This is a genomic window from Cellulomonas sp. P2_F12 (assembly GCF_056403775.1).
Genome location: NZ_JBFUEV010000004.1, coordinates 49,542 through 75,498, shown reverse-complemented (window position 1 = coordinate 75,498; position 25,957 = coordinate 49,542). Strand labels below are relative to the sequence as shown.

General features: G+C 75.2%; 25 protein-coding genes. 2 read left to right on the top strand and 23 right to left on the bottom strand.

The window, feature by feature from the left end; genetic code table 11:
* Positions 1 to 11 precede the first annotated feature (11 nt).
* From AC1DWH_RS10890 to AC1DWH_RS10780, 23 genes are all read right to left on the bottom strand, one after another.
* Positions 12 to 764 (bottom strand): uracil-DNA glycosylase, encoded by a 753-nt coding sequence (locus tag AC1DWH_RS10890; protein WP_477093685.1) that lies wholly within the window; start codon positions 762 to 764, stop codon positions 12 to 14.
* A complete protein-coding gene (locus AC1DWH_RS10885; protein WP_477093684.1) occupies positions 764 to 1,363 on the bottom strand; it encodes a hypothetical protein in 600 nt (199 codons plus the stop codon). The genes AC1DWH_RS10890 and AC1DWH_RS10885 overlap by 1 nt, the downstream gene beginning before the upstream one ends.
* Positions 1,360 to 1,740, bottom strand: a complete 381-nt coding sequence (locus tag AC1DWH_RS10880) for a hypothetical protein (protein ID WP_477093683.1) — start codon at positions 1,738 to 1,740, stop codon at positions 1,360 to 1,362. Before AC1DWH_RS10880 ends, AC1DWH_RS10885 begins: the two co-directional genes overlap by 4 nt.
* On the bottom strand, positions 1,730 to 5,659 hold the full coding sequence (gene eccCa, locus AC1DWH_RS10875; protein WP_477093682.1) for a type VII secretion protein EccCa: 3,930 nt from the start codon (positions 5,657 to 5,659) through the stop codon (positions 1,730 to 1,732). The genes AC1DWH_RS10880 and eccCa overlap by 11 nt, the downstream gene beginning before the upstream one ends.
* On the bottom strand, positions 5,656 to 6,498 hold the full coding sequence (locus AC1DWH_RS10870; RefSeq protein ID WP_477093681.1) for a hypothetical protein: 843 nt from the start codon (positions 6,496 to 6,498) through the stop codon (positions 5,656 to 5,658). The genes eccCa and AC1DWH_RS10870 overlap by 4 nt, the downstream gene beginning before the upstream one ends.
* Positions 6,498 to 7,802, bottom strand: coding sequence for an EsaB/YukD family protein (locus AC1DWH_RS10865; protein WP_477093680.1), 1,305 nt, complete (start codon positions 7,800 to 7,802; stop codon positions 6,498 to 6,500). The genes AC1DWH_RS10870 and AC1DWH_RS10865 overlap by 1 nt, the downstream gene beginning before the upstream one ends.
* Positions 7,799 to 8,056: a hypothetical protein gene (locus AC1DWH_RS10860; protein ID WP_456845868.1), complete on the bottom strand. Its 258-nt coding sequence runs from the start codon at positions 8,054 to 8,056 to the stop codon at positions 7,799 to 7,801. Before AC1DWH_RS10860 ends, AC1DWH_RS10865 begins: the two co-directional genes overlap by 4 nt.
* On the bottom strand, positions 8,040 to 9,107 hold the full coding sequence (locus tag AC1DWH_RS10855; protein WP_477093679.1) for a DUF6177 family protein: 1,068 nt from the start codon (positions 9,105 to 9,107) through the stop codon (positions 8,040 to 8,042). Before AC1DWH_RS10855 ends, AC1DWH_RS10860 begins: the two co-directional genes overlap by 17 nt.
* A complete protein-coding gene (locus AC1DWH_RS10850) occupies positions 9,104 to 10,138 on the bottom strand; it encodes an FHA domain-containing protein (RefSeq protein WP_477093678.1) in 1,035 nt (344 codons plus the stop codon). The genes AC1DWH_RS10855 and AC1DWH_RS10850 overlap by 4 nt, the downstream gene beginning before the upstream one ends.
* 127 nt (positions 10,139 to 10,265) lie before the next feature.
* The gene (locus AC1DWH_RS10845) at positions 10,266 to 11,213 is read right to left on the bottom strand and encodes a hypothetical protein (protein WP_477093677.1); all 948 of its coding nucleotides are present in this window, start codon (positions 11,211 to 11,213) and stop codon (positions 10,266 to 10,268) included.
* The gene (locus AC1DWH_RS10840) at positions 11,210 to 11,653 is read right to left on the bottom strand and encodes a hypothetical protein (RefSeq protein WP_477093676.1); all 444 of its coding nucleotides are present in this window, start codon (positions 11,651 to 11,653) and stop codon (positions 11,210 to 11,212) included. Before AC1DWH_RS10840 ends, AC1DWH_RS10845 begins: the two co-directional genes overlap by 4 nt.
* Positions 11,650 to 12,105: a hypothetical protein gene (locus AC1DWH_RS10835; RefSeq protein WP_456844334.1), complete on the bottom strand. Its 456-nt coding sequence runs from the start codon at positions 12,103 to 12,105 to the stop codon at positions 11,650 to 11,652. The genes AC1DWH_RS10840 and AC1DWH_RS10835 overlap by 4 nt, the downstream gene beginning before the upstream one ends.
* Complete coding sequence (locus tag AC1DWH_RS10830) at positions 12,102 to 14,363, bottom strand: hypothetical protein (RefSeq protein WP_477093675.1); 2,262 nt, start codon at positions 14,361 to 14,363, stop codon at positions 12,102 to 12,104. The genes AC1DWH_RS10835 and AC1DWH_RS10830 overlap by 4 nt, the downstream gene beginning before the upstream one ends.
* Positions 14,360 to 14,719, bottom strand: coding sequence for a DUF6507 family protein (locus AC1DWH_RS10825; RefSeq protein WP_456844336.1), 360 nt, complete (start codon positions 14,717 to 14,719; stop codon positions 14,360 to 14,362). The genes AC1DWH_RS10830 and AC1DWH_RS10825 overlap by 4 nt, the downstream gene beginning before the upstream one ends.
* A gap of 4 nt (positions 14,720 to 14,723) precedes the next feature.
* A complete protein-coding gene (locus tag AC1DWH_RS10820; protein WP_456844337.1) occupies positions 14,724 to 15,041 on the bottom strand; it encodes a pore-forming ESAT-6 family protein in 318 nt (105 codons plus the stop codon).
* Positions 15,042 to 15,052: 11 nt separating this feature from the next.
* Positions 15,053 to 15,379, bottom strand: coding sequence for a WXG100 family type VII secretion target (locus tag AC1DWH_RS10815; RefSeq protein WP_456844338.1), 327 nt, complete (start codon positions 15,377 to 15,379; stop codon positions 15,053 to 15,055).
* 217 nt (positions 15,380 to 15,596) lie between these two features.
* Entirely contained in the window at positions 15,597 to 16,067 is a 471-nt protein-coding gene (locus AC1DWH_RS10810; protein ID WP_477093674.1) for an RDD family protein, read from the bottom strand.
* Positions 16,068 to 16,101: 34 nt separating this feature from the next.
* Positions 16,102 to 16,575 (bottom strand): TIGR00725 family protein, encoded by a 474-nt coding sequence (locus AC1DWH_RS10805; RefSeq protein WP_477093673.1) that lies wholly within the window; start codon positions 16,573 to 16,575, stop codon positions 16,102 to 16,104.
* 7 nt (positions 16,576 to 16,582) lie between these two features.
* The gene (locus AC1DWH_RS10800) at positions 16,583 to 17,200 is read right to left on the bottom strand and encodes an L-threonylcarbamoyladenylate synthase (protein ID WP_456844341.1); all 618 of its coding nucleotides are present in this window, start codon (positions 17,198 to 17,200) and stop codon (positions 16,583 to 16,585) included.
* Positions 17,201 to 17,218: 18 nt separating this feature from the next.
* A complete protein-coding gene (locus AC1DWH_RS10795; RefSeq protein WP_477093672.1) occupies positions 17,219 to 17,575 on the bottom strand; it encodes a nucleotide pyrophosphohydrolase in 357 nt (118 codons plus the stop codon).
* Between the two features lie 13 nt (positions 17,576 to 17,588).
* The gene (locus AC1DWH_RS10790; RefSeq protein ID WP_456844343.1) at positions 17,589 to 19,646 is read right to left on the bottom strand and encodes an elongation factor G; all 2,058 of its coding nucleotides are present in this window, start codon (positions 19,644 to 19,646) and stop codon (positions 17,589 to 17,591) included.
* Between the two features lie 103 nt (positions 19,647 to 19,749).
* A complete protein-coding gene (locus AC1DWH_RS10785) occupies positions 19,750 to 20,703 on the bottom strand; it encodes an FKBP-type peptidyl-prolyl cis-trans isomerase (protein ID WP_477093671.1) in 954 nt (317 codons plus the stop codon).
* A 113-nt stretch (positions 20,704 to 20,816) separates the two neighbouring features.
* Entirely contained in the window at positions 20,817 to 22,499 is a 1,683-nt protein-coding gene (locus tag AC1DWH_RS10780) for an alpha-amylase family protein (protein ID WP_477093670.1), read from the bottom strand.
* Positions 22,500 to 22,799: 300 nt separating this feature from the next.
* Here AC1DWH_RS10780 and AC1DWH_RS10775 point away from each other — a divergent pair, with 300 nt between their 5' ends.
* Entirely contained in the window at positions 22,800 to 23,138 is a 339-nt protein-coding gene (locus AC1DWH_RS10775) for a hypothetical protein (protein ID WP_477093669.1), read from the top strand.
* A complete protein-coding gene (locus AC1DWH_RS10770) occupies positions 23,135 to 25,924 on the top strand; it encodes a vWA domain-containing protein (RefSeq protein ID WP_477093668.1) in 2,790 nt (929 codons plus the stop codon). Before AC1DWH_RS10775 ends, AC1DWH_RS10770 begins: the two co-directional genes overlap by 4 nt.
* Positions 25,925 to 25,957: the final 33 nt, after the last annotated feature.

Genomic DNA, 25,957 nt, shown 5'->3' with positions numbered 1-25,957 from the left:
GCCGACCGACGCTAGCCGCGGCCTCCGACATCGCGCGCGCGGAGCAGCACCGCATCGAGCATCGCCGGGGTGAGCCGGCCGGTGAAGGTGTTCTGCTGGCTGACGTGGAAGCAGCCGAGCACGACGAGCTCGGCGCCGTCGGGACCGGACAGCACGAGCTCGACCCCGTGGCCGAACGTCGGCCGCGGGCGCGGGACCGCCCAGCCCTGCTCGGCCAGCGTGGTCAGCAGCGCCTGCCACCCGAACGCCCCGAGCACCACCACGACCGCTGGCCGGACCAGCGCCAGCTCCCGGCCCAGGAACGGGCCGCACGTGCGGCGCTCCTGCGGGGTCGGGTCGTTGGCCGGCGGGGCGCAGCGCACCGGGGCCGTCACCCGGATGTCCGTGAGCACGAGGCCGTCGTCGCGGGCGGTCGACGTGGGCTGGTTGGCGAAGCCGGTGCGGTGCATGGCCGCGAACAGGAAGTCGCCCGAGCGGTCGCCCGTGAACATGCGGCCGGTGCGGTTGGCGCCGTGCGCGGCCGGGGCGAGGCCGACGACGAGCACCCGCGCGTGGGGGTCGCCGAACCCCGGCACCGGGCGCGCCCAGTACGTCTCGTCGCGGAAGGCCGCCCGCTTCTCGACGCCGACCCGCTCCCGCCAGGCGACCAGCCGCGGGCACGCGCGGCAGGTGGGCACGACGGCGTCGAGCGCGGCCAGGTCGGTCGCGCTCGCGGCGGCGCGCACGACGTCGTCCGGCGTCGTCGGCACGCCGGACCCGGTCATCAGAGGGTCGCGACCCAGCGGGCGCGGCGGACCACCTCGGCGGCGACCACGCCGGCGGCCCGGGTGGCACGCGCGTCGCGGTCGGGAGCGGGGAGGACCCCGCCGGCGGCGAGCGCGCGGCTGCGGGGGAGGGCCAGCACGTTCGCCGGGTGCTCGCGCGCGGCGAGCCCCGGCCCGGAGACGGCGACCGGCACGACGAGCGCGCGTCGGTCCAGGCCGGGCGACCGGGGAGCCAGCGCCTCGAGCGCCCGGGTCGCCGCCGCCAGCCCTGCCGAGTGGCTCGCGCAGACCACGACGACGACCGCGGACGGGTCCTCGAGGGCCGGGCTGTCGGCGGCGAGCGCGTGCGGTCCCAGGTCGTGCACGACCACGGGGCCGCCGGTGCGCGAGGAGCCCGCGCGGGCGTGGAGGGTGCCGCCCGAGTGGTCGAGCAGGCCGTAGCGGCCGGGCGCGGCGGCGTCGAGCGCGCGCCAGACCAGCGCCGCCACGGTCGTCGTGCCGACGCCCCCGGCCACGCCGGCGACGACCACGCGCGTGCCGTCGGGCACGGGGCCGGTCAGCCAGCGGTGGGCCTCGGGGGCCAGCAGGTCGAGGGTCATTCGCCGTCCTGGACCACGCAGAGGCCACCCAGGCGGGCCGTCATCTCCTGCACGATCGCCAGCCCGGTGCGGGAGTCGTCGACCGTCCACGGGACCAGCGCCTCGACCCACCACAGCGGCCGGCCGTCGGTCGCCCACGCCGGCAGCGGGTGGACGCCGGGCAGCAGCCGGCGGATCTCGGCGATGTTCTCCACCTGCAGCGGCTGGTGCAGGCTCAGCACCGCGCGGCCGTCACCGTCGTCGGACCGGACCACCTGGTGCACCGCGCCGCCGTTCAGCGTCCGCAGCCCGAGCCCGGGGTCGACGGCCGCGCCGGCCTCGATCAGGGCGCGGGCGTCGGGCGGGGTCGGGCTGAGCACGACGATCTCACGGGGCACCGAGCACCTCCGGGGTGTGTGCGACCTGGACGAGGGTGGGCCGCTCGCCGCGACGGAGCAGGCGCCCGCGGCCGGCGGGGAGCTGCTCGGCGTACGTGCCGGGGAAGACCTGGCCCTCGGAGCGCTCGCCGGCCATGAGCAGCCCGCTGCCGCCCGTGTCCCGCAGGGCCTGGAGCACCGGGTCGTACAGCGCGCGGGACGCCCCGGCGACCGGGCGCGTGAGCAGCACGTGCAGGCGCAGGTCACGGGCGGCCGGCAGGTGCGCGAGCAGGGGCCGCAGGGGGTCGGTGCCGCCCGAGGCGAGGATGTCGTAGTCGTCGACCACGACGACGATCCGCGGTCCGCTGGTCGCGCCGTCGGTCCGCTTGGCCAGCTCCGCGGCGACCGCCGTCGACAGCTGCAGCGCGAGCGGGCCGCTGGTGGCCCGGCCGCCCAGGTACTCCTCGGGGCAGAGGTCCGCCAGGCCGCCGCGGGGGTCGAACAGGGCGACCACGAGCTCGTCGGGGGTGGCCCGCTCGACCAGGCCGGCGACGATCGTGCGCAGGAGCGTGGTCTTGCCGCACCGCGGGTCGCCGAGCACCAGCAGGTGCTGGTCGCGGCCGGCCAGGTCGAGCAGGAACGGCGTCATGGTGTCCTGGCGCAGGCCCACGGGCACCAGGTCGGGCTCGTCGAGCGCGTCCGGCAGCTCGGCGGGGTCGAGGTCGTCGGGGAGCTGCCGGATGGGGGGAGCGGCCGGGCCGGCCCACTGCTGCGCGGTGCCGGCGGCCAGCGCCTGCAGCGCCGCACCGACCTCGTCGACGTCCCCGTCGGCGAGCAGCGGGAGCGCCACCTGCGCGAACACGGAGTCGTCGGTGAGCACGCGGCCCGGCTGGTCGGCGCGCAGGGTCGCCGCGAGCTTGCGCGCCACGGTGGAGTCGGCCGGGTCGTTGAGCCGCAGCTCGATCCGGGTGCCCACCAGCGGCTGCGCGGCCATCCTCAGCTCGTTCCAGCGGGTCATCGTCGCGACGACGTGCACCCCGAAGCCCGAGCCGCGGGCGAGCAGGTCCGCGAACGGCTCGTCCAGCTCCTCGAAGTCCGAGCGCAGGGCCCCGACGCCGTCGACCAGCAGCACGACGTCCGCGGCGGCCAGCTCGGGTGTGCGCCCGGCCGCGTGCTCGGAGCGCAGCATGGCCAGGGAGTCGATGCCGTGGTCCGCGAACACCTTCTCGCGCAGCGCGAGCATGCCGTGCAGCTCCTCGAGCAGCCGCCGCAGCCGGTCGCGGCTGGCGCGGGTGGCGACGCCGCCGACGTGCGGGAACCCCTCGATGCGCGCGAGCCCACCGCCGGCGAGGTCCATGCCGTAGACCGCGACCTGGCGGGGCGTGTGCGTGAGGGCCAGGCCCGCCGCGAGCGTCCAGAGCAGCGTGGTCCGGCCCGTCTGCGGGGCGCCGATGATGGCGACGTGGCCGCCGGCCCGCGTGAGGTCCAGCAGCCACGGCTCCTGCTGCTGCTTGGCCGGGTCGTCCCGCAGGCCCATCGGCACCGTGAGGTGTCCGTGCTGCGTGCCGAGCACCCGGCCCAGCGGCAGGCGCGACGGAAGCGGCGGCAGCCACACCGGCCGGGTCGGCGTCGCCAGGCCGGACAGCTGCCCGACGATCACGTCGACCATCGAGGCGCCCACCGACGGCCGGACCAGCTCGACCTCGCCGGCGCCCGACGTCTCCAGACCGTTCGCGGCGAGCACGCCGTGGTGCACGGGCAGCAGGAGCGGCCGGTGCAGCTCGTCGTCGACCTCGGGCTCGGGGACAGCCTCGGAGCGCACCGGGCCGGACACGTACCCGGCGCGGAACCGCTGGTAGACCGTCGTGTCGACCTTGAGGTACCCGTAGCCCGGCACCGCCGGCAGGTGGAACGCGTCCGGCGTGTCCAGGACGACCGTGCTCTCGGCCTCGGAGAACGTGCGCAGCCCGATCCGGTACGACAGGTAGGTGTCGAGACCCCGCAGCCGGCCCGACTCGATGCGCTGGCTGGACAGCAGCAGGTGCATGCCGATGGACCGGCCGATGCGCCCGATGGTGAGCAGCAGGTCGACGAAGTCGGGGTCGGCGGTGAGCAGCTCGCCGAACTCGTCGATGACCAGCAGCAGGTGCGGCAGCGGGGGCAGGTCGGGCTGCTGGGTGCGCAGCTCGCGGTAGTGGGTGATCGACGGCGAGCTGCCGGCGTCGCGCAGCACCTGCTGGCGGCGGACCACCTCGCCGGCGATGCTCGCGCGCGCCCGCTCGGTCAGCCCGGCGTCGTCGGCGAGGTTGTCGATGATCCCGGCGACGTGCGGCAGCGACGCGAAGGGGGCGAACGCGGCGCCGCCCTTGTAGTCGACGAGGATCATCGACAGGTCCTCGGGCGGGTGCGTGATGGCCAGCGCGGCCACCAGGGTGCGCAGCATCTCCGACTTGCCCGAGCCGGTGGCACCCACGCACAGCCCGTGCGGGCCCATGCCCAGCTGCGCGGACTCCTTGAGGTCGAGCAGGAGCGCGGCGCCGGTGTCGTCGACGCCGATGGGGACCCGCAGGAAGTCGCGCGTGGAGCGGGCCGCCCAGGTGCGGCCCACGTCGATGGCGGTGACGTCCGCGACGCCCAGCAGCTCGTCGGTGCCGATCGCGGCCGCGGGTCCGCCGCCGCCCACCGAGTCGAGGGTCAGCCGCAGCGGGGCCAGCGCGCGCAGGAGGCCCGTGGCCAGCGCGACCGGCACGTCGTCGACCGTCGCCGTCACCGGGACCGGGTCCGGTGCGCGCAGGTCCTCGACGGTCACCGCGCCGTCGTCGTCGACCGTGAGGCGCAGGGCGGTGTCCGACGGCTCGTGCAGGCGGTCGGCCAGCAGGTGCACGACGGTGACGCCGAGGTCGGCCAGGCCGAGCGCCGCGTCGACCGGTGGCAGCACCCCGGCGACGTCTCCGTGCCCGTCCGCCAGCACCAGCAGCCGCGACTCGTACGCGGCGCCGGCGGTGACCCCGGAGCCGCCGCGCATCACCCGGGCGGCGGCCTGCGCGCGGTCCACCAGGCCGGGGCCGACGACGCGCACGAGCCCCGGGAGGTCCGCCGCCACCCGCCGGGCCGGCACGGGGCCGTCGAACAGGGCGTCGTCGACGAGGTGCGGGACGGCGCCCAGCCACGCCCAGTCGTCCGCCCGGTCGGCCGGGAACGCCGCCGCGAGCTGCAGGTCGTCGGGGGCGTGCAGGGCGGTCGCCTGCACGGTCAGCGCGCGGATCACGGCCAGCCCGGCGGCGCGGGGGCCGATGACGGCGACCTCGCCCACCCGGTCCAGCGCCACGGTGATCGGCATCTGCGGCACGGTCGAGTGCCGGACGCGCACCGCCTCCGCCTCGGCCGCCATCGCCGCGTCGAACGGCTGCGTGGGGTTGGGGTCCTGCGGCACGACGAGGTCGAACCAGGGCCGGTCGCCGGAGCCGACCCGCAGGTCCAGGAAGTCCGGGTCCGTCCGGCGGCGCTCCCAGCGGCGCTCCGGGTCGCGCACCACGTCGACCAGCGCGACCGGGTCCGGGTGCACCGTGCGCGCCGCGTCCCGGGCGTCGCGCTCGGCCTCCCGCAGGTCCGCGCGCAGGCCCTCGAGGTAGTCCAGGTACCGCTCGCGCTGGAGCCGTCGGCCCCGTGAGGCCGTCCCGCGGTGGCTCAGCGCCATGCCGACGCCGCCGACCAGGGCCACGACCAGCACCATCACGCCGACCAGCACGAACAGGGGGTTGCCGCGCAGCACCAGCATCATGGTCATCGACCCGACCGCGCCCACCACCGGGAACAGCGACTGCAGCCCGGCACCGCCGGCGGCGTCGTTCATCTGCGGCGGGGCGGCGACCGGGACGTCCGGCGGCGAGGCGAGGGGCCGGACCACGCGGGCCGGGCGGTGGACCAGCGTGCGCGTCATGCCGCGTCCCCCGCGGTGAGGGCGGCGTGCGGGTCGCAAGCGAGCGCGAGCAGCTGGGCGCCGAGGGTGGAGAAGGCCGTTCGCACGCTGGTGCCGGGCGACCAGGTGCCGGCGCCGAGGGCCACGTCGTGCGGCACGGTCTGCACGAGCACGCCCGGCAGCGCGGCGCGGGCAGGGACGTCCGACGGGCCACCGGTCCCGCCGACGTCGACGAGGACGAGCACCACCGCGGGCGCGCGGTGCTCGGCGGCGGCGACCCGGGCGGCCAGGGCGACGCCGCGCTCGGCATCGGCCCGGTCGGCCCGGGCGACGACGGCGACGACGTGGTGGTCGCCCGCGATCACCTCGAGCTCGTCGCTGCCGCGGGTTCCCCAGTCGGTGAGCACGACGTCGAAGAACCGGCCGACGGGGTCCACCACCTCGCGCCACGTGCGCGGGTGCGGCGGCCAGGGTGCCGACGCCGACCCGTCGCCCAGCACCGCGAGGCCGGCGGGCGTGCGGGGGAGCACCCCGCGGGCCTGGTCGGCTCGGGCGATGCCCGTGGTCCGGGCGCGACCGGACGACCAGGCGAGGGGGTCGTCGATCCCGCAGGCGGCCGCGAGCGACGCGGGCCCGTGCGCGGCGTCGACCGCCAGCACGCCGGCGGGCCGCCGACCGGCGAGGACGGACGCGACCCCCGCGGTCGTCGTCGTCGCGCCCGCTCCGCCGTGGGCCTGCACGACGGCGACCCGGCGGCTGGTCGAGACGGGTCGGCGCAGCCCCTCGTCGGCGGCGACCAGGTCACGGGCCACGGCCGTCGACCCGGCGAACCCCAGCCGGAGCACGTCGCGGACCTGCATCAGAACGTGCCCAGCAGGTCGCCGTAGACACCGAACACCCCGAGCGCGACGGGCAGGACGGCCACCACGCCCACCAGCTCGGCCAGGTCTCCGAACCGGCGCAGGCGGGCGCGCTGCTGCCCGGACGGGTTCCAGCCGGCGACGACCGCGCCCAGCAGGGCGACGCCCAACGTCACCGCGACGACCGTCCACGGCTCGTCGGCACCCCACGGCCCCAGGGCGCCGACCGTGAGCGGCACCGCGACGGCGACCCAGAGCGCCACGGCCTGCGTGCTCAGCGGGAGGCTGCGCGTCCGCAGGGCCACGACGGCCAGCACGATCCCCGCGAGCAGCGTCGCCGCGCCGTCGCCGGACGCGATCAGGCCCGTGCACGAGATCGCGACCGCCGCGGCGACGGCCACCGCGCTCCAGGTCAGGCCGCGGTACGCCTCGTCCAGGGTCAGCCGGACGCGCGTGCGCCGGGGTGCTGCGCCGTCGAGGGCGGCGTCGTCGAGGCCCGTCAGGCCCGACGTGGTCATGGCCCACCACGGCAGCAGCCCGCACGCCACGACCGCGACCACGGCGACGGCCGTGTCGGCGTGGAGCGCCGGGATCAGCGCGACGAGCAGCAGGTGGAGCCCGGTCAGCAGCGCACCCGCGGCGGCACCGGCGAGCGCGCCGCGGTCCCGTCGGCCGACGCCGATCCCGGCGCCGAGCGCCACCCACGCGAGCAGGATCCCGGCGAGGACGCTCTCGAGCGGGCCCGACTCCAGCAGCACCGCGAGCGGGACCGCGCAGCCCACCGCCAGCGCCAGGGTCACCAGGCCGGCGTACCGGCGCCCGGCGCGGCCCAGCCCGGCGCTCGCGGCGAGCAGGACCAGGGCGGCCAGCCCGACGGTGAGCGCGCCCGTCGCGGCGTCCACGTGGCCGGCGGCGACCACCCCGCTGATCGCGACCGCGAGCCCCGCGCCGGTGGCGGCGACGGCCTGCCGCGTGCCCACGGTCCAGCGGCCCGCGCGGGAGCGCAGCTCCTCGGCCGTCGCGTCCGTCACGTCCGCGACCTCGGGCGGCGGGGGTGCGGCCGCCGCGCGCACGACGCGCAGCACCTCGCCGTCGGCGAGGCCCTGGGTGGCCGGGTCCAGCGCGAGGTCCACCTGGTCGCCGGTGACCCGCACGAGGGCGACGGCCTGCGGCGAGAGGTGCGGGGCCTCGCCCAGCAGCTCGAGCAGCTGCGGGAGCATCGCCGCGACGCCCTCGTCGGAGGGCACGACGACCTCGGCACGGCGCGCGGAGCCGACGAGCGTCAGCCGGGTGAACGTGCTCACGGGGTCCCCCCGGTCGACGTGGGCGTGACGGTGCTGCCGACGCCGCGCAGCGAGCCGCTGTGCGCCTGCACGAAGGAGTAGCCGGCGCAGCCCGCGCAGAGCAGGGCGGCGACCACCGTGCTGCCGACGAACCGGCGCACGTTGTCGTTGGTGGTGCGGCGGTCGCGCAGGTCGCCGTGCAGGAACGCGGCCCGGAGCCGGACCCGGTGCACCTTGACCGACTCCAGCAGGATCGCGTCAGGGTCGCGGGCCATCGAGCACCTCCTCGAGGGGTCCGCCGGCGCCCATCGCGCGCCGCACGTTGTCGTGCCCGATCGCGTCGAGCACCGCCTGCAGCGCGGGCCACCCGTCGCGCTCGAGGGTGCCCAGCGGGAAGTACAGGCCCGGCACGCGCGGCCGACCCACCACCCGGGCACCCAGCCGGGCCGCGAGCTCCTCGACCGGCAGGCCCAGCTCGCGCACCCCGGGCGGCCCGAGCAGGAGCCCGAGCGGCACGGGCGGCCCCTCGAGCACCGACGGGAACGTGAGGTCCCGCCGCCCGTGCCGGCCCATGACCAGCCCGAACAGTGGCATCTGGTGCGCGGCCAGGGCGGCGAACGCCGACGGCAGCGAGTCGATCGCGGTCCGGGCCTGGGCGCTGCCCGGCTCGCCCACGCCGACCAGCAGCTGCGTCGTCTCCTCCAGGCCGTTCTCGGTGCGGGCGGCCCGCAGGGTGCCGACGAGGGGCCGCTCCGGCGTCCCCGCGACCATCACCACGGTCTCGTCCGGCATCCGCCCCCGGGCCAGCTCCGTCAGACGCGCGCGGTCCCATGCGATCACCGCGGGCTCGTGCGGCCCCCACCCGCTGGGCGCGGCGCCCGTGAGCTCGCGGGCGAAGAGCTCCGCGGTGGCCCCCAGCAGGGTCGTGTCGGCGGCCTTGTGCCGGACGGACTGCGAGATCACCAGCTGCACGGACTCGGCCGGCACGGGCCGCAGGAACCGGACCGCGACGTCGTCGGCGTGCTGCAGCGGCGAGCGGTCGGCGGCGTCCGCGACCGACTCCAGGCGTCGCCCGTCGATCCCGTCGCGCAGAGTCCCGTCGATCCCGCGCACCACCCACCGGCCCCCGGCGTCTCGCAGGGCCTCGCGCAGCGGGTACGTCAGCCGCGTGACCTCGTCGCTCACCAGCGCGACCGTGCGGCCCGCCGCTGACGCCGTGACCAGCAGGTCCGCGCGTGCGGCGCTGAGGTAGGCGATCTCGGCGCGGGTCTCGCTGGCGACCACCGTGCCCGCCGAGGCGTCGATGGCCGGGTGCGGTGCCGTCACGCGCCCACCGGCCCGTCGACGACGAACGCCTGCTCGCCGAAGTGCACCGTCGTGCCGGCCGTCAGGGCCTCCTCGCCCCCGGGCGGCAGGAGCGTGCGCGCGCCGCCGTGCGTGGAGACCGAGGTGCCGTTGGTCGAGCCGCGGTCCGCCACCCAGAGCGTGCGGCCGTCCCAGCGCAGCGAGGCGTGCGTCTTGGAGACCGAGCGCGTCAGGTCGATCAGCGGGATCAGCTGGTCGGCGACCTCGCCCTGCGCCGGCTCCGGGTTGCGGCCGACCAGGGTCAGACCGGTGACCTCGAGGCGGGCGCCGTCGGGTGCGACCAGGAGCATGCCGCTCGCCGTGGGCGCCGACGGGGTGTCGATGACGGGGAGAGCGCCGGTGGCCGGCTGGGCCGCGCGGCGGGCGCGGCGGGAGGGCTCGGGCTCCGGTGCGGGGGTCGGGCCCGTGGCGGGAGCCGCGGTGCGGTGGGCGGCGCGGGTGGCCCGGGTGGTGACGGCCGGTGCGGCCGGCCGGATCTCGCGCGGCGCGATCTCGTGCGGTGCGACGTCCGGCCCGTCCGGGGCGACGTCGTGCAGGGGGTCCCGACCCGCCCGCACGTCGAGCGTCACCGTGTCGCGCAGCCAGGTGCGCAGCCCCACGCCGGCGCCCGGCGGCAGCCCGGTGAGGACGTCGACGGTCCGCAGGCCGAGCAGCGCGCTGCCCGGCGTCTGGCCCGCGCGGGCCAGCGTCGCCCACATCGCGAGCGCGAGCCCGACGACGAGCACCGCGCCCGTGGCGACGAGGGCGGCGCGCGCGCCGGCCGGCGCCAGCAGGCCGACGACCAGCGGGGACAGCGCCACGAGCAGCAGCAGGACGTCGACCACGGCGGCCAGAGCGCGCGACCCGGTCGCGGCGGGCAGGGTGCCGGCGAGCACGGTGGGCATCGAGGCCTGCGGGTGCTGCACGCGCGACCCGCACCGCGGGCAGACGTCGCGACCGTCGGGCAGGGCCGCGGCGCACACACCACAGGAGGCAGCGACGGCGACGGTCATGCCGGCGGACCCCCTCGATCATCGTGGGCGTCCTGCCGGTCGGCACCCGGCATCGGCCCTCTGCGACCGCCGATACTGGCACGTTTCAGGCGCCCCTGCGACCGCCCCCCGAGGGAACCGGGTGCGCTCAACCCGCTGCTGACCACGACGCCGGGACGAGCTGGGTGGTGACGACGTCGACGAGGCTCGCCGTGGGCACGGTGGCCTCGTACACGGCCGCGTCGACCTTGGACAGCCGCAGGCCCTCCGCCAGGTTGGCGTCGTGGCCCGTGTACGAGACGCGGGAGACCTCCGTGCCGTCGGTGTGGGTCCACTGGTCCACGGACCGTACCTCGAGCCCGTTCCAGCGGCCCGTGACGTTCAGCTCGAACAGCTCGGTCACCTCGGCGGCCGGGACCACCCGTCGCCAGCGGCCCGCGACGGTCCGCGCGAAGCCGTAGGCCGGGGGTGGCTCGACCTCGGACACGACCACCACCTCGTCGCCGACCGGGTCCGCGTTCAGGTAGGTGCTCTGCCACGTCGCCATCGGGCCCACCAGCCGCGAGATCCGCGGGCTGGGCGACGGCGTCACCCGCACCACGTCGGACACCCACGCGTGGCCGACGTCGACGTACCGGGCGAGCACCGTGCTCGACCCGTCGGCGGCGATGCGCACCAGCTCGGACGCCGCCGGCACCCGCGAGTGGACCAGCCAGTAGAGCGGGACGAGGTGGCCCTCGACGGGCACGAACCCCGTCCCCGTGAACGGTGCCCGGTCGAGGAACGGCCCGCCCGTCAGCGCGCGGGTCTCGGCGTCCGTTCCGCCGGTGGCGTTCTCGAACCGGAGCTGCGCGGTCGCCGGGAACCGCAGGACGTCGACGTGCGGGGCGTCCGGGGCGAACGGCGACCCCGGGAAGCCGAGCCCGTGCGCCGCGAACACCTCGGCCGGCGTGGTCGCCCACGCGACGTCGTCCGCGCGCACGACGAAGCCCGCGACGCGGTCGTACCCGCCGTCGAGGTAGGCAGCGCTCATCGGCGGCGTCACGGCCTTCTGCATGACGGTCGTGACGTGCTCCTGGGAGGACCCGGCCCTCACGGCAGCTGGTACGGCTCGTCGGTCAGCTCGACCGCGCCGAGCTCGTCGAGCGGGGCGTGGACGAACCACCCGACGCCTGGCCCCCCGGCGGAGGGCCGGCCGGACAGGACGTCGTCGTCGAACGGGTCGTGGCTGCCGACCAGGACCGTGCCGGTCTCCGGGTCGGCCGGGCCCGCGAGCCAGACCTGCCAGTCGCCCCACGACGCCGTCGCCGACGTCACGTAGGTCCGCTCCACGGACGACGGACGCAGGGCGACCCACGCGGCGCCGGGCAGCTCACCGCTGGTCGCCACGATGTCGGCGGCGTCGAAGCGCTCGAGCCCGACGTCGCCCGACAGCCGGACGGCCAGGGTGTACTGCCGCTCGGGGACGACGATCGTGCGGTAGTGCTCGCCGCGGTACACGAGATAGGCGCCCCGACGGGCGGCCGCGTCCGTCACGGCGTCTCCCGCAGCTGCACCGGGCGGTCGACCGCCCGGACGTCCTCGAGCTCGGTCGCGTCCACGAGGGTGCGCCAGCCGGAGTACTGGTCGCCGAGCATGTGGGTGGCCGCCGCGAACTGCGGGCTCCGCTCGTACGCGATCTCCACGGTGCCGGTGGCGACGTCGGGCGCCTTGGTCACCGTGACCGGCTCGCCGAACCAGGTGGCGACCACGCTGCGCTGGAAGACGCGGTCGAGCGCGTGGTCGGGGACGTCGAGCATCCACGGCTGCCCCTCGCGGTGCGGCACCCGCTGCACCACGTCCGCGGCGGGGAACGCCTCGTACGCCGCGACGTCGTCGAGCAGCAGGCGCCGGGCGCCGCGGATCGGGCCGGCCGACTTGTACGTGGTGCCGCGGTGGATCGCGAACTCGCCCCGCGGGAGCGACAGCGCCGGGTCGGTCGACGTCACCGGGCCACCCGGATCCAGGAGGATCCGTCGAACGCCGCGTACAGACGCTGGGTGCCGTCGCGCGTGAACTCCCAGATCTCGGCGCCCGCGGGGATGTCCGCGCGCGGCAGGCGGTACTCGGGGATGAGGTCCGGGGACTTGAGGAACCCGTTGCCGGTGTACGGGTCCGCCCAGGTGTCCGTGGACCCGTTGCCGCCGAGGAGCGAGTTCCGCGAGATGTCGGCGTTCTGCGTGGCCTCGAAGCGCAGGGCGTGGAAGCTGTCCGCGTCGGTGGTGAACGGGGTCTGGGGGTAGTCCAGCCGGAGCGCGTCGTGCAGGTGCTCGACGCTGCTCAGGCCGACCACGTCCTCGAGCCGCGCGACCGAGCCACCCAGCTGCGTCATCGAACCGTTGAGGATGTTCTGCAGGTCGGTCGAGCTCAGCACCTTCTGCACGGCGTCCCCGGCGACCGGCGGCGGCAGCGCGTCGTCGATCTCCCGCAGGACGGCCAGCTCCGACGGGGAGAGGTCGCCGATCGGCGTCATCACCACCTGCACCAGGTGGTCGTGCGTCCACGGTGCGACGCCCTGGCGCGCGAACACGTCGGGGTCGGCGAGCACGGCGTCGATCACCTGGGCGGCGCTGTGCGCCGGCACCTGCTCGGGCGCATAGGCCGTGTGGTGCTCGGTGCCGTCGGCCATCGTGTAGACGCGCTCGGGGTCCGGCGGTGTCCCCGGCGTGCCGCCCCCGGTCCCCCCGGTCGGCGGAGCGGGCTCGGTGACGGGACCGCTCGGGCCGCCCGGGTGGGCCGGTCCGGTGGTCGTCGTCGTGCCGCTCGACGGGCCCGGGTCGTGGCTCCCGCCGGTGGGCGTGTCCGTGCTCGGTGCGTGGACCGGGTCCGTGGGGGCCTTCGGCGGGCCGGCCAGGTCGTCGCCGCCCGTGCCGGTGCCGCCGGGGGTGGTGTCGTGGATCGGGTTGCCGTCGGGTCCGACCAGCTGGTGGTTCACCGGCGCGGGGACCTCGACCGGCTCGTGCACGGGCGGCAGGTCGGCGGGGTCGCGCACCGGCGGCACGCCGTCGGCGATGTTGTCGAGGCTGCTGGTGGGCAGGTCGAACGTGGTGGGCACATCGGGGACCTTGAGGGCGTCGCCCAGGCCCTCGGTCGCGCCGCGCAGGCCGCCGAGCAGGTCGCCCATCTTGGGCAGCACGATCTTGCCGCCCTTGAGGGCCAGCGCCACGGGGTCGACGAAGTCGGCGATCCGCGCGCCCTTCTCCAGCCAGGTGGCCACGCGGCCGGCCTTGGCCGCCAGGGCGCCGCCCTTGACCACGCCGGCGGCCTGTCCGGCCACGGGGATGAAGAAGGTGCCGATGTTGAAGATCGCACCGCCGGCGCCGCGCGCGCCGTGGCCGTCCTCCCAGGCGTCGTAGCTGATCAGGCCCTTGCCCAGGGCGGTCCAGGAGTCCCCGGCCGTGCCCCACGACCACTGCCCGTCCTTCAGGCCGATGAGCCCGCCCATGGCGCCCCACGTGGTCTTCATGGTGTCCCAGGACCACGACCAGTCCTGGATGCCGACCATGGCGCCGAGCCCGACGAGCGTCCCGCCCAGGCCGTCGACCACCAGCCCGTCCCAGACGAACTCCTTGACCCCGACCGCCGCGGACTTCGGGCAGTGGTCCTTGCGCTCCACGGACGAGCCCCACGCCATCGCCGCGTCGTCGGGGATCTCCGCGACGCCGTAGCCCAGGGGGTCATGCTCGCTGGTCATCGCGTGCCACGGCGCCGCGCAGTACAGGGCCCGGATCCCGTTGGCGCAGGTGCGCTCGGCGTCCCAGAGCTTGACCTGGGCGGAGTTGACCCGCCCGATCAGGTCCGTGTTCTCGTCGACCAGGTCCTGGTCGTACTCCCACTCGCTGTTCGACGCGATCTTGTCGCGGAACGCGTAAGCGTCGCGCTTGACCGCCGCGAGGGAGGCCTTGATGGGACGGATCTCCTCGGCGTAGGCGCGCAGCACGACCGCGACCTGGGCGACGGCGTCGCCGAAGTCGCGCGCGCTGGCTTCCACGGGGTCCATCACCGTGAACAGCTGCGCCGCCTCGGGCGCCTCGTAGTGCGCCGCGAGGCCGCGCCACTTCCCGACGACGTCCGCGCCCGCGTCCCGGACCGCGCCGCCGCCGGTGCCCAGCGCGTTGGCCGCGGCAATGACGCCGTCCGGGTCCAGGTCCGCCCCGGGGATCGCGTACGGGTTGATGCCCGACGCGTAGCACATGTCCGCCGTCATGAGCCCGGCACCGGGGGGACGGTGAACGTCGAGACGCCCGTGCCGGCGACGGACTGGGCCGCCGCCTGCTGCTGCGCCGCCATCTCCTCGTCGCCGGTCAGGTACCAGCGGGTCGCCGCGGCCGCGCCACCGACCGACGCGTTGATGCGGTTGCCGATGGACGTCAGCGTGGGCTTGTAGAACTCGAAGAACCCGCTGAGGGCGTCGGCGATGATCGGCGAGCTCGCCGTCCCCGCCACGACCGACTCCGCGTGCCCGGGCAGCTGCTCCACGGCGCTGCCCAGCAGCTCAGCCGCGCTCCCCACCCGGGTGAGGACGTCCTGCACGCCCGCGGGCTCGATGTGCCATCTCGACATCGGGTCAGCCGATCGCGTCGACGGCGGCCTTGGCCTTCTTCAGGGTGTCCTGCGCGGTGGTGTCGTTCTTCTCCAGCGCGCCGCGGAGCGTGCGGATGATCGTGCGCACCTCGCCGGCGACCCGGTTCCAGCGGGCCTCCTTGGCGGCGTAGTCCTCGGACACGCCGTCGGCCAGGTAGTCCGACATCGCGGCCTTGACGTCCCGGTCACGGGCGTCGATCAGGGCCTCGAGCCGCGACGCGACGGCGTTGAAGTTCTCCTGGGCAGTCTGCGAGGCCGCGAGCTCGTAGTCGCGGCGGTCGATGCTGTTGCCGGTGCTCATGGTGATCCCCCTCAGGCCTTGGAGCTGCCGAAGCGCGCCGCGTCGAACGCGGTGCTGCCCTCGGTCGATCGGGTCTCGTCCGCCATCTGCTGGTCGCCCTCGCCGAACGAGCGGTCCATGCCGCCGATGCCGGTGAGCACCGCGTGCAGGGCGCCGTTGAGGTCGGCGGAGATGCGGTCGGTCTCGCCCTTGAACTTGTCGAACGCCGCGCGACCGGCGCCGTTGAACTTGCCCTGGAGCGGCTCGGCCGCGGCGGCCAGCTGCTTCACCAGGGCGCCGAGGTCGTCGCTGGACGTCGAGGTCTTCTTGGTCAGCGTCGAGAGGACGTCTGATCCCATCGCGAACTTCATGTGGCCCCCATGCCGTCGGTCCGTCGTTCCGCCGCCCAACCTCGCGGCAATTCGAGCATCGTGCCAGGTATGCCGGGCTCGTGCAGGCGTTCCCCCCGGGCGCGGATGGTTGCCCCGGGTTCCGAATTGCGCTCTGACGACGGTGTTCACCCGGTTCGGCGCGAATCGGACGGCGCGCCGGGTTCACCCGTCCGGGTTGCCCGTGTCACTCCGTGAGACCCGGGGCCGCCCGGACCACCACCGTCGAGGCGGTCTTGTCCGCGAACGTCTGACGGCGCCGGTCCCACAACGGCCAGAGGAACCCGAGGAGCAGCGGCAGGTCGAGCAGGTGGGCGACGTCGCGCGTGATCGCGGGGCCGGCGCCGAGGGGCTCGCCCGTGACCGTCGAGACCAGCCGCGTGCCCGTCAGCGACCGGCCCAGGGACTGGCCCGACCGACCCTGCTGCCCGCCGCGGTTCCACACCCACACCACGGGGATGAGCACCGCGCCGACGATGACGACGACGCCGCCGACCGTCGGGTGCGTCGGCGGTGGCTGCGGGTCGGTGAGGACCGAGAGGGCGACGCCCAGGAGGTAGACCGCGAACGTGACCAGCACGTCGACCACGGCGCCCGCCGCGCGGCGCCACCAGCCCGCGAGCGGGGCCTGCTCGGCGGGCGCCACGGCGTCTGTCACGCGGGCATTCCTACCACTGCGGCCGGGCACGTCCTCAGTCGGTCAGCCGGTCCAGCAGCGCGAGCGCCTCGGCTGCCGACGCCACCTCGCGTGGGCCCGTCGCCGGCACGGACCCGTCCGCCGGGGCGATCCGCCAGCCGCCGATCGCGACGACCGGCACGCCCGTCCGCACGGCCAGCGCCACCTCGCTCGTCGTCCCCCACGACCCGCCCACGCTCACGACGACGTCGCTGGACCGCACGATCAGGGCGTTCCGGAGCTCGCCGAGCCCGGTCGGGATCGCCACCGTGACGTGCGGGTCCGCTTCCGCCCGGTCGGTCCCGGGCAGCAGCCCGACGACCACCCCGCCGGCCTGCGCGGCACCGCGCGCGACGGCGGCCATCACGCCACCGAGCCCGCCGCAGACCACGACGTCCCCGCGCCGGGCGAGCCCGCGCCCCAGCTCCTCGGCCGCGGCGAGCTCGTCGGCGGACGCCTGCGACGGCCCGACCACCCCGACGTACGCCACGGCCGGCTCAGAACCGGTCCGGGTCGCCCGCGCCCACCCGGACCACCTCGGGCGTGCCGTCGGTCCAGTCCACCACCGTCGTCGGCTCGGTCCCGCAGTCGCCGGCGTCGACCACCGCGTCCAGCACCTGGTCCAGCTCCTCCTTGATCTGCCAGCCCTCGACCATGGGCCACTCGTGCCCGGGCATCAGCAGGGTGCTGGACAGGAGGGGCTCGCCGAGCTCGCGCAGGATCGCCTGGGCCACGGGGTGGTTCGGGATGCGCACGCCGACGGACCGCTTCTTCGCGTGCGCGAGCCGCTTGGGCACCTCGGGGGTGGCCAGCAGGATGAACGTGTACGGGCCGGGGGTCGCCGCCTTGATCGCGCGGAACGCGCTGTTGTCCAGGTGCACCAGCTGCCCCAGCTGCGCGAAGTCGGCGCAGACCAGCGTGAAGTGGTGCCGGTCGTCGAGGTGCCGGATGGACCGGATGCGGTCCGCGCCCGCGTGGTTGTCGATCCGGGAGCCCAGCGCGTAGCAGGAGTCCGTGGGGTAGGCGATGACCGCGTCCTTGCGGAGCAGCTCGACCACCTGCGCGATCGACCGTGGCTGGGGGTTCTCGGGGTGGACGTCGAAGTACCGGGCCATGGTGTCGAGGCTAGGCGTCTACGGCTTGTCGGGCGCGACGCCGCGGACCTCGTCGGCCGCGAACCTGCGGTGCGAGTCCGCCAGCTTGGCCCGCGCGGCCTCGCCCAGGTCGACGCCGAGCACGTCGGCGAGGCACACGAGGTAGACGAGGACGTCGGCCATCTCCTCGGCGACGCGCGCGTGCCGGTCGGGGGTGGAGAACCGCGCGACCGCCTCGTGCGCGGGCACCCACTGGAACAGCTCCGCGAGCTCCCCGACCTCGCCCACCAGCGCGAGGATCACCGACTTCGGGTCGTGGAACTGCTGCCAGTCGCGCTCGGTGCTGAACTCCCGGACCAGGCGCGTCAGCTGGGCGATCTCCCGTTCGTCGGTCACGGGCGCGAGTCTCTCAGGCCGGGACCAGGTGGTCGGGGCACACCTCGAACCGGTCCGCCTCGATCGACAGCTCGGCGCGGCCGCCGGTGATCGAGCGCAGGTCCAGCACGTACCGTCCGAGCTCCGCCTCCGGCACCGACGCCTCGATGAGTACCAGGCCGTCGTCGAGGGACGTGGTCGCGTTGATGTGCCCCCTCCGGGCGGACAGGTCGCTCATCACGTCGCCCTGCGCGGTGATCGGAACGGTCACCGACACGTGGCTGATGGGTTCGAGGACGATGGTGCCGACGGCGTTGAGGGCCTCGCGGACGCCGTTGCCGGCGGCCGTGCGGAAGGCCATGTCGGAGGAGTCGACCGAGTGCGACTTGCCGTCGTAGACCTCGACGCGCAGGTCGACGACGGGGTAGCCGTGCGGGCCGCCGCCGGCCATCGCCTCGATCACGCCCTTGTGCACGGCCTGCACGTAGGTGCGGGGGATGGCGCCGCCGACGATGGCGTCGACGAACTCGAACCCCGTCCCGTGCGGCAGGGGCGACACCCGCAGCTGCACCACCGCGAACTGCCCGTGCCCGCCCGACTGCTTCTTCACCTTGCCCTCGGCCTCGACGGGCCGGCGGATGGTCTCGCGGTACCCGACCGGCACGGGCGAGGTGCTGACGTGCACCCCGAACACCCGCGCCAGCCGCTCCAGCGCCACCGCCAGGTGGGTGTCGCCGAGCCCCCGCAGCACGGTGCTCTCGCCGGAGCGCTCGATGCGAAGCGTGGGGTCCTCGGCGGTGAGGCGGCCCAGGGCGGCGGAGAGCCGGTCGTCGTCGGACTGCGTGAGCGGCTCGAGCGCCAGCCCGTACACCGTGTCCCGCTCCCGCGGGGGCCGGGCGGTCATCGACGCGGCCGGCCCGGTGCGCTCCGCCAGCAGGGTCCCCGACGGGGTCCCGGTGAGCTTGGCGACGGCGCCGATCTGCCCCGCCGGGACGGCGTCGACCGGCAGGTGCTCCTTGCCCCGCAGCCGGAACAGCCCCGGGATGCGCTCCTCCGTGCGGGTCGCCGTGTTGATCAGCCGGTCTCCGTTGCGGACCGTGCCGGACAGCACCCGGAACATGGTCACCTGGCCGACGAACGGGTCCGCGAGCGTGCGGAACGCGTACAGCAGCGTCGGGCCGTCCGGGTCGGCGGCCACCTCGACCTCGGTCTTGCCGGCCTGCACGCGGGCGGTCCGGTCCGCCGGGGACGGACCCAGCTCGCAGAGCAGGTCCGCCAGCCGGTCGACGCCGACGCCGGTGACCCCCGAGGCCATGAGCACGGGGAACGCCTCGCCGTCGCGGACCTCGTGCGCGAGCGTGCTCTCCAGCTCCGCGGTGGTCGGCATGTCGCCCGACAGGTACCGCTCGAGCTGGTCGTCGTCGTGCGCGACGATCTCCTCGGTCACCTCGTCGTGCAGGCGGTGCTCCTCGTCCGCGAGCCCCGCGGGGAGGGCCTCCGAGTGGTGCCGGCCCTCACGGTCGTAGGCGAGGCCCTCCTCGGAGAGCACGTCGGCGACGCCCGTGAACGCCGTCTCCTCGCCGAGCGGCAGCTCGAGGGGGACCAGGGCGTCCCCGAAGGCCGCGCGCAGGTCCGCCAGCACGTGCCGGAAGTCGGCCCGGGCCTTGTCCTCCTTGGTCACGACGACCATCCGGGGCACGCCCGCGTCGGCCGCGAGCCGCCAGGCCGCGTGCGTGCCGGACTGGACCCCGTCGACCGCGCTGACCACGATCAGCGCGAGGTCGGCGGCCGCCAGCGCGGCGTCGACGGAACCCGCGAAGTCCGCCGACCCCGGGGCGTCGAGCAGCGTCACGTCGTAGGCGTTGCCGTCCGGTGCGGTCCACGGAAAGGGGGCGACCCCGAGGCCCAGGGAGATCCCGCGCGCGATCTCCTCCGGCTCGTGGTCGGTGACCGTCGACCCGTCCTCGATGCGCCCCGCACGGGTGAGCACGCCGGCGCGGTGCAGCAGCGCCTCGGTGAGGGTCGTCTTGCCCGATCCGGCGGCGCCGAGCAGCGCGACCGTCCGGATCCTCGGCGTCGCTGCCTGGTCCATCGTCCACTCCCGGTCCGGAGTCGTCTGGCTCTTCCGGCCACCCTAGGACGCCACGAGCCCGGGACGCGAGGCGTCCCGGGCTCGTGCTGCGTGCAGGGGTGGGTCAGCTGGCGGCGAGGATGTCCACCACGAACACCAGCGTGGAGTTCGCCGGGATCGAGCCGCTGGCCGTGGCCCCGTAACCGAGGTCCGGCGGGATGATCAGCAGCACCTGGCTGCCGACCGTCTGGCCCGTGAGGCCCTGGGTCCAGCCGGGGATGACGCCGCTCAGCGCGAACGTCGCCGGCTCGCCGCGGTCCCACGAGGAGTCGAACTGCGTGCCGTCCCAGAGCCAGCCGGTGTAGTGCACCGTCAGCGTCTGGTCCGCGGTCACCGGAGCGCCGGCGCCCTTGATCAGCGTCTGCGCGACCAGCGTGGTGGGCGCCGGGTCGGTGAGCGGCGTGATCGACGGCTTGCCGTCGGCGTCGAGCGTCACGGTCGGCAGGCCGGCGGGCGGGGTCACGGCCTCACCCTCGGCGCGCTTGGGCACCGGCGGCGTGTCCTTGGCGTCCACGACCTCGCCGACGACCACGTTCGTCGTGCCGTCGTCACCGGGGACGGCGAACAGGATGCGGACGCCGACCTTCTGGCCGACGAGCGCGTCGTGCAGCGCCGGGAGCAGCTGGTCGTCCGCGACGAGGGTCTCAGGGGTGCTCGAGTAGGTGTCGCCGAGCGCGCTGCCGTCCTTGCCGGAGATCGCCGTGGTCTGGATGGAGAGCGTCTGGCCCTCGGTGATCTCGGCGCCCGTGCCCTCGTCGACGACGCGCACGGTCAGGCCGGTCACGGTGAACGGCGTCGACGGGAGCGTGATGGTCGGCTTGCTGCCGGCTTCTCCCTCGACCTTCACCTGGGCGAGCGCGGCGGTGTCGGCGGCGTTCTCGGCCGACGTCGACGACGCGGAGGGCGACGCGGACGGGTCGGCGCCGGAGTCACCGGAGCAGGCGGCCAGCGACAGGCCGAGGGTCAGGGCGACTGCGGCCGCGGCGAGGCCGCGGCGGGCGGTGGTCGTGCGGCGCACGAAGGTCCTCCGTCGTTTTGGGTCCCGCCCGGGGAGGCGGCGGACCTCGGCACGGTACGCGAGTTTTCTGGGAGTGTGCTGAGCGAGCCGACCGGCGGGTGGCGCGAATCGCTTCAGATCAGCCGGCGGTCGCCCTGCCGGACCACCCGCAGCCAGCGGTAGCCGTAGCCCTCGACGTCGACGTCGGTGCGGCCGTCGGCGTCGATCGTGCACGAGCCGTCCTGCAGCAGGTCGACCAGCTCGACCGTGTCGTCGCAGTCGGCGAACCGCAGCGGCACGGTGACGGCGTCCGGAGCGAGGTTGTGCACCGCGATCGTCGAGCCGTCACCCCAGGTGCTGCGGTGGGCGAGGACCGAGTGGTGCGGCTGCGCGAGGATCTCGGCCCGCGCGGTCCAGCCGAGCTCGGGGGACTCCCGGTAGCGGCGGACCAGCAGCTGGACGAAGTTGAGCAGCGACCCGGGGTCGCGGCGCTGGTCGGCCACGTTCACGTGCTCGGGGGAGTACCCGCCCGGGGTGACCGGACCCGACAGCCTGCGCGCCGGCGCCTGCGAGAATCCGCCGTTCGTGCCCGAGGTCCACTGCATCGGGGTGCGGACGGCCATCCGCCCCTCGGCGGCGAGGTTCTCGCCCATGCCGATCTCCTCGCCGTAGAACAGGACCGGCGTGCCCGGCAGCGAGAAGAGCAGCGAGTAGACCATCCGGATGCGGCGGGGGTCGCCGTCCAGCATCGTCGGCAGGCGACGCCGCAGGCCGCGGCCGTAGAGCTGCATGTCCGGGTCCGGACCGAGGGCGTCGAACACCTCCTGGCGCTCCTCGTCCGACAGCTTGTCCAGCGTGAGCTCGTCGTGGTTGCGGACGAACGTGGCCCACTGGGCGTCGTGCGGGATCTCGGGCCGCTTCGACAGCGCGTCGGCGATCGGGCGGGCGTCGTGCCGGGCGAGCGCGAGGTAGAGGTTCTGCATGCCGATGAAGTCGAACTGCAGCGTCAGCTCGTCGCTGTCGGCCGTCTCGCCGCCGAAGTAGAGCCGCTGCTCCGCGTACGGCAGGTTGACCTCGCCCATGAGGATCGCGTCGCCCACCCGTCGGGTGAGGAACGAGCGGAGCTCCTTGAGGAAGTCGTGCTTGTGGACGACGTCGTCGCCGGGGGTCTTCGCCGCGTCGGCGAGGAAGAACGGCACGGCGTCGACCCGGAACCCGCTCAGCCCCAGCTCGGCCCAGTACCCGATCACCTTCGCGATCGCGTCCCTGACCTGCGGGTTCGCCGTGTTGAGGTCCGGCTGCTGGTGGTAGAACGTGTGCCGGTACCACTCGCCGGTCGCGTCGTCCTTGGTCCAGATGCCCGTCTCCTTGTCCGGGAAGACGACCCTGTCCTTGGTGGACGGGGGCTTGTCCTTCCGCCAGACGTAGAAGTCGCGGTACGGGTTGTCGAGGCTCTTGCGGGACTCCTGGAACCACCGGTGCTTCCACGACGTGTGGTTGACGACGAGGTCCGCGATCACCCGGATCCCGCGGTCGCGGGCGGTCCGGATCACCTCGACCAGGTCGCCCACGTCGCCCAGCCGCGGGTCGACCCCCAGGAAGTCCGAGATGTCGTAGCCGTCGTCGTAGTCCTGCGTCGGGTAGAACGGCATGAGCCACAGGCACGTGACGCCCAGGTCGGCCAGGTGGTCGATCCTCTGCACCAGGCCCGGGAGGTCGCCGACGCCGTCGTCGTTCCAGTCCATGAACGTCTCGACGTCCAGGCAGTAGATGACGGCGTTCTTCCACCACAGGTCACCGGTGTCGTGAATCCTCATGGGGTCCGTTCCTACCGCCTGCGTGCCGATGCCGCGCGCGGGGGCCGTCGGGTCGGGGTCACGGACGGGTGAACGTCGACCGGGTGAAAAGGGCTGACGCGCTGCTACGACGCTTGTGGGGTGGATGACCGCATTGTCTCGGGGGGGCGGCCGTGACAATCTGCAGATGAGCCGCAGATCGGGTGCGGCGCGGGGGGATCTGCAGGACGAAGGACCAGGACGGATGTCCGTGCTGGTTCCTAGAGTTCAACGATTGCCCCGTCGAACCCGATGCGGACGACGACGTCGACGGGAGGACGTGTGGCCGACACCCTGGTCCGGCGCGACGCCGTCCGAGCCCCCGCGTGGCCCGCGTTCGCGGCCGTGGCGGTCGCCCTGCTCTCCGTGGTTCTCGCCCTCGTCTCGGCCCTCGTCCTCGATCCTCCGTCGCGCGTCCTGCTGATCGCGGGGTACGTGCTCGGGGCCGTCGTCACCACCGTCGTCGCCAGCGTCTACCGCGCGATGCGCAACGCCCGCCGCCCGGACCCCGCGTTCCGCCCGCAGCCGTGGCTGGACCGCCTGGCCACGTGGGCGCTCGTCGTCGGCGTCCTCGCCGGGCTGCTCAACGCCTTCTTCCTCGCCACGGAGCTCGCCAAGTGAGGCGCGTCCGACGGGCCCTGGCGTGGCTCGCCGCGGCCGGGGTGGCGGCGTCCGCCGCGCTCGTGCTGGCCCCGTCGGCGACGGCGGCGTCCGACCTGAGCGACGCGGGAGCGGCGGCGTTCGCCGACGTCGCCAGCTGCGCCGCGACCTCCGACCACCTGCTCGCCGCGATCGTCGTGGACGCGTCGGGGTCGCTGCGGCAGACCGACCCCGACGACAAGCGCGTCCAGGCCATCGCGACCGCCCTCGACTCGCTCGCCTCGCTGCGCGCCGAGAGCAACGGGTCGCTGGACGTGCAGGCGAGCCTGGCCACGTTCGGCGCGCAGTACGAGGAGCTCGTCGGGTGGGGCTCGGTCGACGGGTCCCAGCTGGCCGCGCTGGAGGGCTCGGCGACCGCCGACCTGCCGAGTCGCGACCGCGAGAACCTCACGGACTACCGGGCGGCCCTGCGGGGCGCACAGTCCTCCCTCGACGCGCAGGCGACCGCCGTCGGCGGCACCAGCTGCAAGGTCCTGCTCTGGTTCACGGACGGTCGGCTCGACGTGGACGGCACCGGCGGCAGCGAGCCCGCCACGGACGCCGCCCGCGCCGAGCTCTGCACGCAGCAGGGGCAGATCGACGGGGTGCGCGGCGACCGGATCGCGATCATCGCCCTCGCGCTGTTCACCGAGGGTTCGGTCACGCAGCAGGACCAGGACCGGCTGCAGGCGATCGCGGAGGGCACCGGCGGCGCCGAGACGTGCGGCACGGTCCCGATCCCCGCCACCTCCGCCGGCGGCGCGTTCCTGCGTGCCGACGACGCCGACGCGATGCGACGCCTCTTCGCCCAGGCCGCCGCGCTCATCGCGGGCGGCACGTCGTGGAAGTCGCTCGAGTGCCCGTCGGCCGAGTGCGTGGACGGCACGCTGACCATCCCGGCGGACCGCGGCATCGGGCGCTTCCGCGTGGTCCTCGAGCGCGACGCCGGTGCGGCCCTGCCGACGCTGCTGGCCTCGGACGGCACGACGGTCCCCCTGGACGTGCCGTCGTCCCAGGCCGACGGGGCGCAGGTGGTCGTCAGCGACCGCGAGGGCCTGATGACGATCGACGTCACGTTCCCGCCCGCCGGCTCCGACGGGGGCGACTGGACCCTGCAGCTGGGCAGCACGGCGAGCCTCGTGGACCTCTACTACTTCTGGGGCGTCGACCTGGCGATCGAGGGGCCGGAGCGCGGCCTCACCATCGGCGAGACCAGCACAGTCACGGTGACCCCCCAGCACAAGGACGGCAGCCCGGTGTCGCCGGACGAGCTCTCCGGGGACCTGGACCTCGCGGTGACCGTCGCCGGCGTCGACGCGAGCAGCGACGTCAAGGACCTCGGCGACGGGTCCTTCTCGCTCGACGTGACGGTCCCCGCCGAGGGGGCGGCCTCGTCGATGGCGATCGAGGCGACGGCCCGCGGGGTGAGCGCGCCGAGCGAGATCCCCCTCGGGCCCGTCACCTCGCGCGCCGACCTGCCGACGGCACTGCCGACGTCCTACCCGACCGTCGCGCCGAGCCGGTTGCTCCTGCCCAACCTCGTCGGTGACGGCACGACGAGCGGGACGCTCACCTTCACCGGGTCGAAGGACGGGGCCACGCGGGCCTGCGTCGCGGACGCGACGTTCACCGACGCTCCCGACCCCGCCGGCACGATCACGCTGACGCCGGACAACCCCTGCGTCGACGTCCCGGCCGACGGCACGGCGCAGATCACCGTCGAGGTCTCGTCCCAGCACCCCGCGGACGGTCGGGTCGACGGGACCCTGCCGATCACCCTCACCGGTGCCAACGGCGGCGACGACGTGACGCTCACCGTGCCCGTCGGGCTGTCCATGACCCGGCCCGTCGACGAGGGGAAGCGCTGGGGCCTGGTGGCCCTGTTCTCGCTGGTCGCCCTGCTCATCGCGTGGCTCACCGCGGAGGTCTCGCGGCGCGTCGCGGACCGCTTCCGGCTCACCACCGACGCGCGCGTCGCGTCCGTGCCGGTGCTGGTCAGCGCCGCGGGCATCCGCCGGGCGAACGCCGACCACCCGAACCTGCTCGAGCCGGCCTTCGACTTCGAGGCGCTCCGGGTGTCGAGGCCGGGACGCCTGGCCAAGTTCGACGCGGCCGGGCTCGAGTACCGGAGGACGTTCCCCTGGTTCCCGCTGAAGTCGGGGACGGGCGTGGTCCGCGCCGCGGGGGACTCGATCGTCGTCACGACCGCCGGCAACGAGCTCATCCGCGGCGACGGCCGGACGGCGACGGTCCAGCTGCCCGGCTCGGTCGGGTTCGTGCTGGTCGCTGAGCCGCCGGCGCCGGGCGCGGCCGACGTCCAGGGCCGGCTGGCCATGGTGATCGACTCCCGCGACGGCGTCGCGGCCGCCCTGCCCGACCGGCTCGACGAGGTGCGCGACGCCCCGTGGGACCGGATCGTCGACGCGGTCCTGGGTGTGGTGAGCGCGCGCGGCGCGGTCGCCGCGAAGGCCGCGGGTCGCGCCCCGGCACCCACGACGGCGACGCCCGTCGCCGCCGAGGAGCGCCCGGCCCCGACGGCGTCGTGGGCCGACGACGACGCGCCGGCGGCACCGCCTCGGTCGACCTCCGGATCCGACTGGGCCGACGACCTCGGTCCCAGCAGCTCGCCCACGCCCGAGCCCACCGGCAAGGGACCACGCGGCCGACGGGGGCGTCCGCGCCCCGAACGGTCGACCTCATCGACCCCACCACCCGCCGCCGACGACGCTGCCGGCGACGCACCTCCGAGCCAGATGAACTGGGACTAGACCACCCGCACGCTCTTTCTCACCACAAGGACA

What these genes read in the sequence shown, in the direction of transcription:
- AC1DWH_RS10825 (WP_456844336.1), bottom strand. Translation starts at nt 14,719, where the DNA reads ATGTCGAGATGGCACATCGAGCCCGCGGGCGTGCAGGACGTCCTCACC.
- AC1DWH_RS10830 (WP_477093675.1), bottom strand. Translation starts at nt 14,363, where the DNA reads ATGACGGCGGACATGTGCTACGCGTCGGGCATCAACCCGTACGCGATC.
- AC1DWH_RS10790 (WP_456844343.1), bottom strand. Translation starts at nt 19,646, where the DNA reads ATGGACCAGGCAGCGACGCCGAGGATCCGGACGGTCGCGCTGCTCGGC.
- AC1DWH_RS10860 (WP_456845868.1), bottom strand. Translation starts at nt 8,056, where the DNA reads ATGGCCCGCGACCCTGACGCGATCCTGCTGGAGTCGGTCAAGGTGCAC.
- AC1DWH_RS10800 (WP_456844341.1), bottom strand. Translation starts at nt 17,200, where the DNA reads ATGGCCCGGTACTTCGACGTCCACCCCGAGAACCCCCAGCCACGGTCG.
- AC1DWH_RS10820 (WP_456844337.1), bottom strand. Translation starts at nt 15,041, where the DNA reads ATGAGCACCGGCAACAGCATCGACCGCCGCGACTACGAGCTCGCGGCC.
- AC1DWH_RS10885 (WP_477093684.1), bottom strand. Translation starts at nt 1,363, where the DNA reads ATGACCCTCGACCTGCTGGCCCCCGAGGCCCACCGCTGGCTGACCGGC.
- AC1DWH_RS10815 (WP_456844338.1), bottom strand. Translation starts at nt 15,379, where the DNA reads ATGGGATCAGACGTCCTCTCGACGCTGACCAAGAAGACCTCGACGTCC.
- AC1DWH_RS10850 (WP_477093678.1), bottom strand. Translation starts at nt 10,138, where the DNA reads ATGACCGTCGCCGTCGCTGCCTCCTGTGGTGTGTGCGCCGCGGCCCTG.
- eccCa (WP_477093682.1), bottom strand. Translation starts at nt 5,659, where the DNA reads ATGACGCGCACGCTGGTCCACCGCCCGGCCCGCGTGGTCCGGCCCCTC.
- AC1DWH_RS10870 (WP_477093681.1), bottom strand. Translation starts at nt 6,498, where the DNA reads ATGCAGGTCCGCGACGTGCTCCGGCTGGGGTTCGCCGGGTCGACGGCC.
- AC1DWH_RS10890 (WP_477093685.1), bottom strand. Translation starts at nt 764, where the DNA reads ATGACCGGGTCCGGCGTGCCGACGACGCCGGACGACGTCGTGCGCGCC.
- AC1DWH_RS10780 (WP_477093670.1), bottom strand. Translation starts at nt 22,499, where the DNA reads ATGAGGATTCACGACACCGGTGACCTGTGGTGGAAGAACGCCGTCATC.